This window comes from Jeotgalibacillus alimentarius (genome assembly GCF_000829445.1).
In the GTDB taxonomy this organism is placed as follows: Bacteria; Bacillota; Bacilli; order Bacillales; family Jeotgalibacillaceae; genus Jeotgalibacillus; species Jeotgalibacillus alimentarius.
Genome location: NZ_JXRQ01000030.1, coordinates 104,848 through 118,722 on the forward strand (window position 1 = coordinate 104,848; position 13,875 = coordinate 118,722).

The following is a 13,875-nucleotide window of genomic DNA, read 5'->3' on the forward strand; positions in this document are numbered from 1 at the left end:
TAAGTTTATCATAAGCCGCGGTAATTGAAAGTTAACTTCCTTTCAGACAGACTGGATAAACCCCAGCCTGCCTCCTACTACCGCTTACCTGCCAACCACTCTTCTTCCAAATCGTCGCGCTTCTCTCGCACGCTTCACATACACCTTCAACAGCTGATAAGACCGGAAGCAGTCATCTACATTCAGCACTTCATCTTCAGTATGCTCATTCATATAGCCAATCGACATATTCACCGCCTGCAGTCCATGCGCTGCCCAGATAGCCGTATCACTGCTGCCTCCCTGGACTGTGCGAAACTCACTAAATCCTTCTTCAGCTGCGATCGTCTCAAGCCACTCTCCAAACTCTGCCGTACAGAAATGACGAAAAGCATTGTGCGTTACAAGGTCTCCGCTGCCTCGACGGTCCAGCACAAAGGCTGCTTCTGTGTTCCATAGGAAAGACTCATTGACAGCTCTCGCACCGTTCAATCCGGTTTCTTCCTCCACCGTAAAGATCACCTTCAGCGTCCCCATAAAATCTCTGCGGCCAAACGTTTTTAATGCCATCAGGATTGCAGCAATACCTGCACGGTCATCAGCACCAAGAATACCTTCTGAACTGGACCAATCCGAGCCGTTTTTAATAATCTCTCTTCCTTCAGCAATGCGATCAACAGTATCCATATGTGCATTCAGTAACACAACCGGACCATTGCCGAACTTCTTTTCAGCTAAAAGGTTGCCTGCCGCGTCCACTGTATAATTAAATCCGAGGCTTTTCAGTTCCTCTGTCAGATACGCTCTGACCTTTCCTTCTCTCCCGCTTTCACCCGGGATCTGAAGCAGTTCTTCAAGCAGCTGTTCAAATAAGAAACGCTCAAAGCTCTTATCAAACAGCTCCTGCTCAGCAACCTCCACATGGTGATCCATATAAGCCGCAAGCATTGGCAGATTGACGAACATCTCTCTTCTCATCACAAGCATTCTGCCTCTCAACTCTGCCTGAATGCCGATACGCGTCACAAGTAATAACGCCAGTTCCGCATCAGAAACCGCTCCAAACTGAATCCGCACGTGGTTTGATCCGTGACCGTCACATGAAAACATAGTCAGCAGACCGAGCCTGTTGAACTGGATGACAAGTCCCGCAATATTCACATCAAGCTTCCAAAGCGGAAGATCCTCAGTTCTAAACAGCATCTCCGTCCGGTAATCGTTCAGTGACTGTACAGCGCGCACCCAGTTACCTTTATCGATAGAAGACGAATAAAGAATAAACGAACGCTCACCCGTTCTCTGATAATCCACCTGTGCCCGGTCCATTACATCAAACGCATACGTCACATTCATTTCATTCAAATACTCAATCTCATAACCGCCCTCTACCTGCTTCACCGGGATACCGTAACCTGCAAACAACTTGTTGATCTGATTCATATTCAACCACTCCTTTTCGTGTGTTGAATACATTATCTCAAGACCGCTGTGACACCCTGTCACGATACAAACGTGTCGTCTGTCGGGTATGCGAGTATGTAGTTATAGTCAGGGTTTAAGCGCATTGTTCTATTTTCGGATGGGGTGAAGAGATCAACTATGAACAGACGCTCTTTTGCATATTGTTTAAGTCTTCTCTTTTTCTGTCTGATATTATCCTCACTGTATTGATGACGAACGTGATCATAACTTAGAGGTTTGTCTTCATAATGTTTAAGTATCAGCTCTTTCAAAAAGTCAGCAGTTTCTGATTGTAAAACGACCTCTGACCGCCCATTTGACAGGATCCAATTCCTTGCGTTATCAAAGAGAATAAGATCATTTACACCCAGATCGTCAAATATATCCTCAGCATCCGTTTTTGAAGTCATTCTTCTTTCACTGCTCTTATAAAGTACATACTCTCTGGATTCCAGTTGTGCCTGTATACTTCGCAGGAATGGCTCAACCGGACGCCCAATATCAGTCTCAAGCTGAAACAAGACATCATTATCCTCCAAAGCCGTTTGGAAAGCTTGTTTAGCCAGATACACGTGACACTCCGCACTGTACAGTTGTGCTTTAATCATCTGATCATCTTTCAGATTAAAATACATGGCAGGCACATTATTTTTATAAGCCTGCTGAAAAAAGAGAGATGCTATCTGCCAATCTTTCCTGGTGTAATATATGTAGGCAAGCCGATAACGGGCTAAAGGATTTTTAGGATCCACCTTTAATATTTGCTTAAACGTACCTTCTGCAATGCCCTTACTCCGCTCTCCAAGCTGCTTCATTTCAAGTGCATACTCGAGCAGAAATTCAATTACAATTCTCGTATTCGGATCTTCTACAGATGTACTATTTTCCTTCATCCATGTCAGAGCAGCCAACTTAACTTTGTATAGTTCTGTAGGTTCACGATCCATATCAGTCCAGATGGTGTCCAGGAGTTGCTGGTTGAATATGATGTTCATGTGGTTGATTCCTTTCTTAGAGAGTGGTTTACCCTTTAAACAATAACAGGTGAATTTTCAGAACAAAATAAAGTATTTGGCTGATAGAAATGAGTGTTTCGTCTTGAATGTAATTCTATCTAATATTCAAATTATTACTTAGATCATTCCTCCCTACAACTTGATCCTGGTCATCAAAATCGACTGAAGACATCTCGTATCGCCATGTGTTTAAGATAGGTTCGATCGAACTTGGCGTACCCATAGCAGATAGAACTTCTTCTTTTGAAGAACCTAATGTAAATGTTGAGGCTGCCATGTTTGTTGATATACCTATTATCAAGTTATTACTTAAATCGTTCCAGCCTACTACCTGATCCTGATCGTTGAAGTCTATTGATGACATATCATATCGCCAATTATTAAGTATAGGCTCTATTGAACTTGGCACTCCCATGACTGCAACAACCTCTTCTTTAGTTGATCCAGTTGTTATGATTTCAGCAGCTGAGTTAGTGGGGAAACTATAATTTAAATTATTGCTCAAGTCATTCCATCCTATGACTCTGTCCTGGTCATCAAAGTCAATTGATGACATATCGTACCTCCACATATTAAGAATTGATTCAATAGAAGTCGGTGTACCCATAACTGCTTGAACCTGTTCTTTAGTAGAACCAACTGTAAACGTTCCATTAGAAGTTTGGATTGACTCCGTATTGGACCCAGCCGGACTTTCCTCAGCAACATCAGCAGTGTATATTTTTTCTGCAGACTCCTCTACTGAAGAATCATTTTCCGTAACGGGCTCTTCGTAGTAAGATAAATCGTCTTCATAAGTATCGTAACTTTCATCTTGATCTTCAAAACTATCCTGAAAACTTTCTATACTTTTTTGACTGGAGCTGTTATTGGCAGTTTCTTCAGACTCACTATTGAACTCTTCAGATATCAAACCTTCCGCGTCAGCTTCATCTTCCAATATATATGGGTCTTCTTCATAAGAGTAATCTTTATAGTCAGGTTGAGAAGTAATATTGGTTACAATAGTAACCATCAGAAGGATTGCTATAACAGCCCCCATTAGCCAGAGGAGAGTATTGTTTTGTTCCTTTTTTGCTGGAGTATGTTGACCTTCACGTAGCTCTTTTTTCAGTTCATCAAATTGTAAAATGACATCGTTATAATCTTTATTATATTCTTTGTAATTGTCAGGTTTTGTTCCTTGTTCAGAAGGTTTTAAAAGACTAATTGTTTCTTTAACTACTTCTTCACTTAAGTAAATGGAGTGTAATCTACTGAGAGTTGAAAATATAGTGTCTTTAAATATGTGTTTTCTAAAGAATCCTTCTTTTTGAAAAGTAGTTATCCAGCACTCCAACCACAATCTACTTCAGCAGCATCCCACAAGACATATGAGCTTAATCCGTCACTACCATCAAAGACCCAATTCTCCACACAATTCAAATAATTCTGTTCAATCAGAATAAAAATATTTCATACAATAATAATTGTTGGTTTGATATAAATCATATTAAATGTGTGAGAATTGTATTTGAAAGATAAGTGCAACTTTACAAATCTTATACAACATCGAATAATTTACAAATTCAATACCTATATTGATATCATCTTTATAGCTTTTTTAGTAATTTTTCATTCAACACTTCTATAGAAGTGATTATTTCAATTAAATCCTCATTAGAGATATTTTTTATTTGCTTAGAAAATTGGTTCTCGACAACTGTAAAAAATTCATTAATTAATGTTTCTCCATCACTTGTTAAATACAAATAATATTTCCTTCTATCTCTTTCATTAACTACTTTTGTTAAAAATCTTTTTGTTATAAGTTTATTGATTTCTCGACTTGTATTAGGCATCGACATTTTCATGTATTTATTAACATGACTTGGCGTTACTAAATCATTAAATTTTACAAATTTTAATATACTCAATTGAGTTGGTGAGATAGCATTAATAATGCTATTTCCAATCAATTTTCTTGTTTTTAATTGCACTGTGTCTGATAGTAACAAAAAACTAAACAGCAAATCATTATGAATCATTTTTACCACCCCTAGATTTAAAATAACAATATAGATATCAAAAAACAATTATCAATTGATAAATAAATAAGGTAATGGTATAATTAATTAAATAATATATAATCTTAATTCGCTGAATTTCTACCTTAATATTTTTTATTTCAGTTTGTTTTTATTTTTTTTATAAAGTATGCTAACTAATTATGCCTCACAAAATATATTTACTACAAAAAAGTTTAACTTTAGGCAGGAGGAAACGAAGTGCACTCATTGATTAATTTAGAGGTTAACAAAGTATATCTTGAAGATTGCTTAGAAGGCATGAAGAAAATACAAGATAATACCGTAGATATTGTAATTGCAGATCCTCCTTACAACTTAAGTAAAGGTGGAAGTTGGAGTTGGAATAATTCCGTAAAACTTCCAGGGTTAGGCGGACAGTGGAATAAAGTAATGCAAGAATGGGATGACATGCCTATAACTGAGTACTTCTCATTTACTTTACAATGGCTAACAGAGGTTAAAAGGATCGTTAAGCCTACCGGATCCATATGGATCCACGGAACTTATCATAACATTGGAATTATAAACTTTGCTCTTCAGATGTTAGAAGTAGAAATTATTAATGAAGTTATTTGGTTTAAAAGAAATAGTTTTCCAAATTTATCAGGCAGAAGATTAACTGCTAGTCACGAGACTATTTTATGGTCTCATACTGGAGGACCAAAAAACCGAGAATATCATTTTAATTATGAAATGTCTAAGAACCACGATTATGAAGGAGACTTAATTAAACAACCTTTTAAACAAATGAGAACCGTGTGGGATATACCTAATAATAAGAAAAAAGAAGAGCTAATGTTTGGTAAACATCCAACGCAGAAAACTGAAAAGGTAGTAGATAGAATGATAAGGATTTCTGCAAAACCAGGTGATTTGTTATTAAGTCCATTTAGTGGTGCGGGAACTGAATGTGTAGTAGCAAAAAAATTAGGATTAAATTACATTGGGTTCGAAACAGAAGAGGAGTTTTTAGAAATAAGTAATAAAAGATTAAATAATATTGAGTTTGGTCAAATGGAAATGAAAGAATTTAGTGAAGTTAGTAGCAAAAAGAAAAACGATAAAAACAAAAACTTTAATGAAGATAATATTTCCAACGATTCTAAAATTGACTCTCCCGAAATAGAAATTGAAAAAGAAGCTCATCAACTTAATCTGGAATTACCTGAAACTGAAATAGAATCTAATACAATCGAAAATGTTATTAATAACAAATCCGAATCATCAATAGATATTAAAAACATAACTGACATACCAGTTTTACAATCTATTTTGAATGAAAATAAAAAAAAACAACCCATACCATCAATTTTAAAATGGACAGGTAGTAAGCGAAAACAAGCCAATCAAATTTTTAATCACTTCCCAAAAGAATATAACAGATATATTGAACCGTTTGTAGGTGGAGGAGCCTTACTTTATTTAGCTGCCGACGATAACTCTATTGCAAATGACATCTACAAACCTTTAATAGAATTTTGGGAATTGGTTAAGAACAAACCTGACTATCTGGTAGACTATTACAATAGAGAATGGATAAACCTCCAACAAAGTTTTCCTGATTATTACTACGATGTACGAGATAGATTTAATAAAAATCCTAATGGTTTAGACTTATCTTTTTTGACTCGCACCTGTGTAAACGGAATTGTTAGATTTAATAAAGAAGGAGGCTTTAATAATTCTATTCATTTATCCAGAAAAGGAATGAAGCCGCAAAATTTCCAGAGCATAGTTTACAAATGGCATAAAAAAATTAAAAATGTAACTTTTACAAACAAAGATTATAGAGAAATATTGAAAGAAACCAAGAGTGGGGATTTGGTTTATTTAGATCCTCCTTATGCAGGCAGCAATAACAGATATATATCAGATTTAGATATTGATAGCTTTTTTGAAGAACTTGAAAAGTTAAACACTAAAGGTGTTAAATGGATCCTTTCTTTTGATGGAAAACGAGGAGACACAGATTTACAATACCCTGTTCCAGAAGAACTTTATTTAAATAAAGAATTGCTTTCAAATGGGAAGTCAACATTAAATCAAGTTTTAAATGGACAATCTCTTGATGTATTAGAAACTTTATATAAAAATTATTGATATTGTATTGAGTATAAAAAAGAGGAGTGTCTGCTTAAGATACTCCTCCACCTCTTTGTTACGGCTTATGAACTATAATTTCAACTTCTGCATTGTTCAAAGTCTGTGCTAGATAACATCCGTATTCATAAGCATCTTTTTCTATGCTAAAAATATGTATAACAGATTTTTTTACCTTTAAATCCAAAATAAAAATCAATTGTGATTGTGAAAATTCAAGTAAATTCTTTACATCTTCGATCTCATTTTTTAGTGGTTGTTTTAGCAGATATGCCACAGCGGTATACGTCTTAAAATAGTCTAATGATAAATTACCACTGCTTGCTTTCCATTTATAATCTTCTGATTTAGAAGCTGTATATTCACGATTCAAAAGGTTTTCCAGATACTTTACCATTCCCGTTCCTACATTCTCTTCTTTATGTTTATATAATTCACTTTTGACTCCCTTAGATTCAATTAAAAGTAATGTCGGCTTTTTATTGTAAATCATTTGATAAATATGGTCAGGTCTTTTAGTATTTTCTTTAGACACACGGTTCATAGAAGTCCATCTGTATTCGACCCCACGTTTTAGTAGTGAAATTCCACTCCAGTCTCCTCCAGGTGGATTACAAACACACTCAAAATGTTGTCCTACATAGCTAAACAATATATGAATTGCGGTATCTACATCATGCTCTCCAACTTTAATAGGGAAGTCTTTAATATTCAAAATCGTTTCTTTTGATTTAGATGGTTTTTTTAAATGCTCTGTCCAATGATTCTTGTAATAAGTATTTTTTTCATACCCTATTCTAGTTGGAGTATCTACTAAAATACCATCTGAAAAGTGAAAAATTGATTGCCATAATCCATTACGTAGAAGTAATGGAGGACTCTTATCTAAATTAGTCCAAACTTCAGGCTTAGCTGTACCAATAACGATAGTTAACAAATCATTATTTAGTAACATTTTTGATAAAGGTGCTAGTCCTCGGTCTGGTCGTGAGTCATCACCTTTGGGTTTAAAACCATTAATCACGCACACAACCAGATCTTCTTCCTTATATATCCATTTCTTAAAATCTTCTGTTATTTTATTTTTATATAGATTATTGCAAACATGGTCAGCTAATTTTTTTCTATTTTCAGCTGGTACAAAGGTGCATGGAATATCTTTCGTCAATAATGCATAAGAATGGTCTTCTAAATCTTTTAATAGTCTCAACATAGGGTGTGATGAACTACCATTAAAATTTAATCTAATCTTACTTGCCAGTTTTTTATTCCATTTTATTTTTTTATTTCTAGTTAAGGTTCTTAAAGTTTCATAAGGGTCTTCGGATTTTAGTATACTAGAATATTCTTTTGGACTAAAAGCATGTTTTTTTATTAATGCAGTCCTTTTTTCTAAAAATTCAACATTTTTGTTATATAATTCTGTCAATTCATCATCGATTGGTTTATCAATTATTAATTTATATAACAAGCTGCTAAAAGTTTCAGTACCATAACATGCATCAAAGTTTTTCCTATGAATATCATCTGCCTCAGGAGCTTCACTATATACGAAGAGTGAAGGCACTGAAGTAGTAAGGGTATTTAAAGAAAAAGATAAAGATAGTGCAGGATTAGGAAATCTAGTACTTAATGATCCTGTTTCTTTTATATATTCTTTTCCTCCAATATGAACTAGATAAAAATAAGGAATTCCTGCTTGAGATAAAGACAGTGCCCGCCCACTTCTCTGCCAAGTATTATTCCCCGCAGGTAGCGCGGCACTAAACTCTAACGCCAAAAGAGGGACTTCTTTATTTTCATCGATTTCAGTTAAAAGCGCATCTGCACCCTCTTTGATAGCACCTCCCGCCTCTAAAACAAAATCTTTATAAACATCTTTATTCCACCTAGTAGCATTTGTACCTGGAAAAAATATAAATAAAAACACCCCAAGATGGGAGTTTATTCTAAATCTAGGTGTAGAAATGTTACTTAAATCTTTAGATACACCTTTAATGCTATTTTTAGGAAATCCATTAATAATATACTTTAAAGTTCTAGAACACTCTACAATATTATCTCCATAAATATGAAAAGTTTTATTCATTGTTTTGCCTCCATGTGTCAAATATGTTTACAATGTAATAAATTTTAACACAAAGGATGCCAATATTCCTATAAATAGTTTTAAATATTTATTATCATTTAAATTATCAAAAAAGTTAAATTTCATTAAAAACCAAATAATTCATGAAGGAGTAAAATAAAAGTGAACAATCCAAAGCTAGCTTTAACTATGTATTTTATAAATAATATTTCCCCTATTAATATTGCTTATTTTGAAGCTATTAATCTTAATAGTTCTAAAATATACTTCAAAATTAATAAAAGTTCTTATAGGAATTATATGTTTATTTTAGATGTCGATATATATTATAAGGATTATAATAATCCTGAAATTTTTAAAATTCTTTATGAATATATTACTAGCTTTAAAATATGCGATCCTAAAGACATAGAAGAAATTTTTGCTGGTTTAATTTATCAAGCACCGAAATAAGGTTAATTTTTATATCTCATTTATGATAAGGTTCCCCCCTATTAATCCTAAAACTCCGATAAACCTGCTCCACCAAAACCAGCTTCATCAACTGATGCGGAAACGTCATCTTCGAAAATGACAGTCCAAAATCACTTCTCTTCAGTACTTCATCACTCAGTCCAAGTGATCCCCCTATAACAAATGCAATTTTACTTTTCCCATAGGTCGCGAGCTTGTCGATTTCTTTTGCCAGCTGCTCTGATGTGAGCTGTTTGCCGTTGATTTCGAGTGTGATGACGTGGGTGTCTGGTGCGATTTTAGATAGGATACGTTCGCCTTCTTTTTGTTTGACGATTAGCATGTCGGCTTCGCTCAGGTTCTCTGGTGCTTTTTCGTCAGGGACTTCGATTTCTTCGATGTTGCAGTAGGCGCCGAGGCGTTTGGTGTATTCGGCGATGCCCTGCTTGAGGTATTTTTCTTTGAGTTTGCCGACTGTGATGATTTGTATTTTCATAATGGTCCTCCGGGTGTGATGTGATGGGTTCATTTTAACATGAATGACGCTCCTTATACTGAGACGCCTGCTTCTGTTAAGCCAGTAACCAATGAGAAACTATTATGGCATAACCTTTTTATATTTTCGGCTCTTTTATGATTCGTTCGTTTATACTGAAATAAAAGAGCGTGGATGAAGGAGATATCATGTGAAAAAATGGATAATCGCTTTTGCAGTGATTGTGTTTGGTTATGTTCTTTTGAGAGGGTTGATGGCAGTGTTTTTTTACGGACCACTTTATCGTGTAGATGCATTTCAAATTTTTTATGGGAATCCGGACGCTGAGAAGCTGGAAGAGCTTACACGGCAGGATGCGGCAATTATTGAGCCTGTTGCTTTTACAGAGGATCAGGTGGCTCACCTGAAAAGTAAGGGTGTGCTGACGTTCGGCTATGTCAGCCTGATGCAGCTTGAGAACTGGAATGAAGAACTGAAACAGGACTTGTTGCCCGATGATTATTGGTTGCAGGACGGCAGGCAGCTCTATATCGAAGAATGGGATACTTATATCATGAATATCAGTAACCCGCATTACCGAGAGTTGCTTATGCGTAAAATCAGTGATGAGGTCGCAGGGAAGCAAATGGACGGTATTTTTTTCGATACTGTGGATGACCTTGATTATTATTTCAGAGAGGATCAATCTGCTGAAAGTGAATTGAGAGCAGGCTACGCACAGCTTCTGACTGATATTGAATCAGCTTACCCCAACCTGCTGATCATCCAAAATCGGGGGTTTGAATCTTATAAGGCAGTCTCACGAAAAAGAATAGACGGGATGCTTTGGGAGGGGTTTGACAAACAGGATATAGATGAGAGCGAATGGGCCCGGAACTGGCGTGATTACTTCAAAAAAGAACAGTACTTAGGCAGAGTCCGGATATTTACAGTTGTGACAGACGAAGCAAGCCTTAAGCAAAGCAGACGCGATCGTTTTCCTGCATTTATGAGAATAGGTGACACCTATCAATAAATAAGCATCTCCAAAGCGATAGTATAAAAGCTTGGGAGATGCTTATTACTTTTACGACTACAGTGCATAATCACCATTGTACTGTACGAGCGACACGTCACGGACACCCTCAATTTCATTGAGACGTGTCATAAAGGCTGTGTTATCAATTTTCAGACGCACCTCTGAGGTTTGTTCAATTACGTTTTTCCGCATAATTTTTGATTTCAGTGTATGGTTGAGCTTATGAAGCTCTTTCTTCACGTCATCCGCCGCTTCCTCTGTATAGTGAATCACAAGTAAGTACATCGTATCGACATGCTTTTTCCGTGAAATGATAATTAGTACAATGCCGATCACGACAGCACCAATGAAGGTCAGAAAATACAGCCCCGCTCCGCTTGATATTCCTGCGGCAATGGCCCAGAACATAAATACGATATCAAGCGGATCCTTAATGGCTGTACGGAATCGCACAATACTCAATGCACCGACCATTCCGAGAGATAGAACCACATTCGTACTGATCGTCATAATCACCAGGCAGGTAATCATGGTCATAACGAGCAGTGTTGCATTAAAGCTGGAGCTGTACAGAACGCCTTTATACGTATTCTTATAGACGAAGTAAATAAATCCCCCGACGATAAAGGCTGTTAGCAGACCAAGCAGAATGTCTATAATGGACAAGTTCCCAAACATAAAATTATTCACAAAGTCATTTGTTAAAATATCATTAAAATTCATCGTTTCATTCATCTTTATCCACTCTTTCATATACCGTGATAGCGAATTGAGGCTATTCTGCAGTGTACATATTTCGAAATAGCCGACCGGTTGTGAGAATCCAGCTGAAGCACCTGACGAATATAATCCGGCAGAAAGTCGTCATACTTTACCTCAAGGATGGTTTTCGGATAATCCAGTACCTCTTCCGATACGCTATCCCGCTCAAACAAATCAACTGTGTTCGTGACAAAGCTTAACTCTTTATCGAATGTGATCCTGATATTACTCATAGGTCCCACGTATGCTTCACGTATGTAGTCCACAATCACCCTGGGCTTCATATAATAACTTTGAAGGTAATAATAAAATTCCTCATACAAAGGGTCTTCCTTGTGCTTCAAGAAGGTATAATCCCATTCCAGTAGCTGTGTATACTCCTCCCGTGTTATAGGCGCGGAGGATTTAAGGATATATTCTCCCTGTCTGCTTTTCTTCTCCAGCCGGATCACAGCATCCGAATGATTATAAGTACGGATACGGAATTTTTTGCGCCGGAATACCCCGTTATTCTTCTGTATCAGGTCATGGTCGTGTACATTATCGAAGTACAGACTACGAATCAGATAGCCACGTTCATCAATTGAGTACTCATCCTGCGGCATAAGTAATCCGATTCTTTTACGCATCAACTCATAATCCTGCTCTGTAATATAATATTTTAGCTCGTGACGAAACTTTTTCACGAAGAACTGCCTCCCGGTATCACAATTTGCTGAACACCCCAATAAACTCTGCCGTCATTGTCACGATAATAATCAAATGGAATCTGTTCATTGCCATTCTCATCACGGACGAGCACGCGCCAGTAATAACGTCCTTCTGATAAACCATCCATGCTGTGAGTAAAATCAGGCTGATCTTCAATTTGTGTGATAAATGATTCAAACCCTGGCGAAGTGCTCAACTGAAATCCATAAGAAAGCCTGTCATTCTGGAGATCATGAGAGGTTTCCCAAGTGAAAACATCTCGACCGTTATTCCGCTCGTGATGAAGAAAGATCGGCATTGGCACTTCCAGAGAGGCCATATACTGTTCCTTATAACGTGTTGTGACCTGCTCAAGCTTTTCATATGCAGGATCAAATTCTGATGCCTCAATGCTTAAATAATTCAGGTCAGGCTGTTGCAGTGCCAGCTTCTTCACGATCGGATAGTAAGTATCAATCAATTTGCCTGTTTCTTGTTCATTAATGACCGAAGACAATTCCTCAATTTTTGCAGTAAGCGCTGCTGCGTTATCAGGATCGCGTAAGTAACGCTGGTGAATGACGGTTCCCCAATAACGCTGGATTCCCTGCTGCCATGGCGGAAGCCCATCTTTTCTTTCAGCGTCACGCCCAAGCGCCTTATCAAAATCCCAGGGTATAAAATACCACTTTTCAGAATTAAGTGGACTATATAAGTAATAGTTTGTTGACATCGTATCGTAGTTACCAAACAGAATATTAACCGCAAGCCAAGTCAAATAATTGTCTTCCTGAAAATATGAATCAAATACTTCATCAAATGGTTTTGATAAATTGTTAATATCATCAAGCATTTGAAGGAGTTCATCATGATTTTCATTACCATTAATTTTCAGCACCTGTTCGAATCGACTCTTGTCGTAATCCGGATCATCCTGATGCTTCAGTTGATCAGGATATCTGTGAAATTCAAAGTTTTCTGCTTTGTAAAGGTGCCCATCCGGATTCAGTCCTCTTGCTGCCAGCGCTTCTTCATTCAATTGCTCCACATGCGTGTATAATCCGTAATTCTCGAATTCTCCGCTTCTAGTAGGATCCGTCAAATCTTTCACGTGAAGCTGAACAAAATTCGTACGCAGACTGATGAGATCAGGTATCTTCCTAAAGTAATCAAATGCCAGCATATTACGCACCCTCGTCCGGTCATCAGCATGTTTATTCAGATTAATAATGCTCTGCCCGTACCAGAGGCCGCCGTTATCCTGAAGACGTATTTTGTAGGATTTTTGGGCTTCCAGACGACTGGAACGTCCACGCAGTTCAATTGTTGCATTCGGCTGATCATTGCCTGTCGAGATGAATCCGTTCCCGGAAGCGCCTTCTGAATTTCCTGTCTGGAAGAGAATATCAAGCTTAGGACCGGATTCAAGGTTGCTGTATTGTTTATAAGATTCGTTCAATTCATACAGTGTAATATCATTTTCCGGAACGGATGTCTGATCAAAAATTGTTATATAGATATGTTCAAGCTTTGTGCCGTTATGTTTTTCATACACTCGCTTATCTTCGACCAACCGCTCGGGTAGCGATTCGGCCGAAGTTTCCTCAACCTGTGGCTCATTACCACTGGAATCGGCTGAAAGATCAGCAGGTTTCTCAAGCCAGTATTGCAAAAACAGTAGTAAAAAAAATAAAACACCAAGCCCAATGAATGCTTTAAGATAAAGTGGTTTTTTCATGCGA

At 36.9% G+C, this 13,875-nt stretch carries 12 protein-coding genes; 3 read left to right on the forward strand and 9 right to left on the reverse strand.

Annotation, left to right across the window (positions count from 1 at the left end):
• Window positions 1–84: 84 nt before the first annotated feature.
• The 4 genes from KP77_RS17010 to KP77_RS17025 form a co-directional block, all read right to left on the reverse strand.
• Window positions 85–1,419 (reverse strand): M20/M25/M40 family metallo-hydrolase, encoded by a 1,335-nt coding sequence (locus KP77_RS17010; protein ID WP_041123947.1) that lies wholly within the window; start codon window positions 1,417–1,419, stop codon window positions 85–87.
• A gap of 59 nt (window positions 1,420–1,478) precedes the next feature.
• Window positions 1,479–2,435 (reverse strand): tetratricopeptide repeat protein, encoded by a 957-nt coding sequence (locus tag KP77_RS17015; protein WP_041123948.1) that lies wholly within the window; start codon window positions 2,433–2,435, stop codon window positions 1,479–1,481.
• Between the two features lie 115 nt (window positions 2,436–2,550).
• Window positions 2,551–3,795, reverse strand: a complete 1,245-nt coding sequence (locus KP77_RS17020; RefSeq protein ID WP_041123949.1) for a hypothetical protein — start codon at window positions 3,793–3,795, stop codon at window positions 2,551–2,553.
• Window positions 3,796–4,048: 253 nt separating this feature from the next.
• Window positions 4,049–4,483 (reverse strand): MarR family winged helix-turn-helix transcriptional regulator, encoded by a 435-nt coding sequence (locus KP77_RS17025; protein ID WP_052474389.1) that lies wholly within the window; start codon window positions 4,481–4,483, stop codon window positions 4,049–4,051.
• Window positions 4,484–4,723: 240 nt separating this feature from the next.
• Here KP77_RS17025 and KP77_RS18355 point away from each other — a divergent pair, with 240 nt between their 5' ends.
• On the forward strand, window positions 4,724–6,625 hold the full coding sequence (locus tag KP77_RS18355) for a Dam family site-specific DNA-(adenine-N6)-methyltransferase (RefSeq protein WP_200889082.1): 1,902 nt from the start codon (window positions 4,724–4,726) through the stop codon (window positions 6,623–6,625).
• Window positions 6,626–6,683: 58 nt separating this feature from the next.
• On the opposite strand, the gene KP77_RS17040 is transcribed toward KP77_RS18355, so the two are convergent.
• Complete coding sequence (locus KP77_RS17040) at window positions 6,684–8,714, reverse strand: hypothetical protein (protein WP_041123950.1); 2,031 nt, start codon at window positions 8,712–8,714, stop codon at window positions 6,684–6,686.
• 162 nt (window positions 8,715–8,876) lie between these two features.
• Here KP77_RS17040 and KP77_RS17045 point away from each other — a divergent pair, with 162 nt between their 5' ends.
• On the forward strand, window positions 8,877–9,167 hold the full coding sequence (locus tag KP77_RS17045; RefSeq protein WP_041123951.1) for a hypothetical protein: 291 nt from the start codon (window positions 8,877–8,879) through the stop codon (window positions 9,165–9,167).
• Between the two features lie 16 nt (window positions 9,168–9,183).
• On the opposite strand, the gene rlmH is transcribed toward KP77_RS17045, so the two are convergent.
• Window positions 9,184–9,663, reverse strand: a complete 480-nt coding sequence (rlmH, locus tag KP77_RS17050) for a 23S rRNA (pseudouridine(1915)-N(3))-methyltransferase RlmH (RefSeq protein ID WP_041123952.1) — start codon at window positions 9,661–9,663, stop codon at window positions 9,184–9,186.
• 190 nt (window positions 9,664–9,853) lie between these two features.
• On the opposite strand from rlmH, the gene KP77_RS17055 reads away from it, so the two are divergent.
• Entirely contained in the window at window positions 9,854–10,678 is an 825-nt protein-coding gene (locus KP77_RS17055; protein WP_052474390.1) for a putative glycoside hydrolase, read from the forward strand.
• A gap of 57 nt (window positions 10,679–10,735) precedes the next feature.
• Here the strand turns inward: KP77_RS17055 and KP77_RS17060 are convergent, their stop codons facing one another.
• Genes KP77_RS17060 through KP77_RS17070 form a run of 3 tightly spaced genes read right to left on the reverse strand, consistent with a single transcriptional unit; the run spans window position 10,736 to window position 13,871 of the window.
• On the reverse strand, window positions 10,736–11,416 hold the full coding sequence (locus KP77_RS17060) for a DUF4956 domain-containing protein (protein ID WP_052474391.1): 681 nt from the start codon (window positions 11,414–11,416) through the stop codon (window positions 10,736–10,738).
• Window positions 11,417–11,430: 14 nt separating this feature from the next.
• Window positions 11,431–12,129 (reverse strand): polyphosphate polymerase domain-containing protein, encoded by a 699-nt coding sequence (locus KP77_RS17065; protein WP_235420747.1) that lies wholly within the window; start codon window positions 12,127–12,129, stop codon window positions 11,431–11,433.
• Complete coding sequence (locus KP77_RS17070; protein ID WP_041123955.1) at window positions 12,126–13,871, reverse strand: CotH kinase family protein; 1,746 nt, start codon at window positions 13,869–13,871, stop codon at window positions 12,126–12,128. Before KP77_RS17070 ends, KP77_RS17065 begins: the two co-directional genes overlap by 4 nt.
• Between the last annotated feature and the right edge of the window lie 4 nt (window positions 13,872–13,875).

Excerpts from the sequence above, each read along its gene's own strand:
- KP77_RS17070 (WP_041123955.1), bottom strand. The coding sequence starts at position 13,871 with ATGAAAAAACCACTTTATCTTAAAGCATTCATTGGGCTTGGTGTTTTA.
- KP77_RS17010 (WP_041123947.1), bottom strand. The coding sequence starts at position 1,419 with ATGAATCAGATCAACAAGTTGTTTGCAGGTTACGGTATCCCGGTGAAG.
- rlmH (WP_041123952.1), bottom strand. The coding sequence starts at position 9,663 with ATGAAAATACAAATCATCACAGTCGGCAAACTCAAAGAAAAATACCTC.
- KP77_RS17040 (WP_041123950.1), bottom strand. The coding sequence starts at position 8,714 with ATGAATAAAACTTTTCATATTTATGGAGATAATATTGTAGAGTGTTCT.
- KP77_RS17025 (WP_052474389.1), bottom strand. The coding sequence starts at position 4,483 with ATGATTCATAATGATTTGCTGTTTAGTTTTTTGTTACTATCAGACACA.
- KP77_RS17060 (WP_052474391.1), bottom strand. The coding sequence starts at position 11,416 with ATGAATGAAACGATGAATTTTAATGATATTTTAACAAATGACTTTGTG.
- KP77_RS17015 (WP_041123948.1), bottom strand. The coding sequence starts at position 2,435 with ATGAACATCATATTCAACCAGCAACTCCTGGACACCATCTGGACTGAT.